The organism is Saccharopolyspora terrae, from assembly GCF_004348435.1.
Classification (GTDB): domain Bacteria; phylum Actinomycetota; class Actinomycetes; order Mycobacteriales; family Pseudonocardiaceae; genus Saccharopolyspora; species Saccharopolyspora endophytica.
Map to the genome: position 1 here is coordinate 1 of NZ_SMKS01000154.1, position 947 is coordinate 947.

At 65.6% G+C, this 947-nt stretch carries 1 pseudogene; it reads left to right on the plus strand.

What is annotated here, in order from left to right:
* Nucleotides 1-51 precede the first annotated feature (51 nt).
* A pseudogene (locus E1181_RS31145) lies at nucleotides 52-934 on the plus strand (IS5 family transposase).
* Nucleotides 935-947: the final 13 nt, after the last annotated feature.

Here is a 947-nt window from a genome sequence, read left to right on the forward strand (position 1 = left end):
CTAGGGGGTGTCCTTAAAGTGGGTGTGGGTGACCTGGTTTGATCTTGGTTGATGGTGCGTAGGCATGAGCTGACTGATGAGCAGTGGCAGGTCATCGAGGCGTTGTTGCCGGCCTCGGGTGTGGCGGGGCGGCCTCGGGTGGATGACCGCCGGGTGATCAACGGGATGCTGTACAAGGCCAAAACAGGGATCGCCTGGCGGGATCTGCCGGAGCGCTACGGGCCGTGGAAGACGGTCTACAACCGTTTTTGGCGGTGGTCACGCACCGGTGTTCTGACGAGGCTGGTCGGCCAGGTTCGGGTGGTCGCCGAGGCGATCGACGAGCTGGATGCTGAGGTGTCGGTGGATTCCAGCATCGTGCGTGCTCACCAGCACGCCGCCGGCGCCCGCCGCCCGAGTGGGTCTCACACAGGGGGCCCGAACCGATCCCGGCGGACACAGTGAGCCAGATGATCATGCTATCGGCCGGTCTCGTGGCGGGCCCACCACCAAGATTCATCTCGCCTGTGACGGGCACGGCCGCCCGCTGTCGGTGGTACTCACCGGCGGCAACGTCAATGACTGCACGATGTTCACCCACGTCATGGCCGGCGTCCGGTTCCACCGGTCCGGTCCAGGCAGACCACGGACCCGCCCAGGCCGGGTACTGGCCGACAAGGGCTACTCCAGCCGCGCGATCCGCAGCTATCTCCGGCGGCGCGGCATCCCGGCCACGATCCCCGAACGCAGAGATCAACAGGCCAACCGGCAACGACGCGGCCACGCGGGCGGGCGCCCACCCGCCTTCGACCCCAGCATCTACAAGCGCCGCAATATCGTCGAACGCTGCTTCAACCAGCTCAAACAACACCGAGCCATCGCCACCCGCTACGACAAAACCGCCCAGTCCTACCAAGCCATGATCGACCTAGCCACACTCCTCATCCGGCTTTGAGGACACCCCCTAG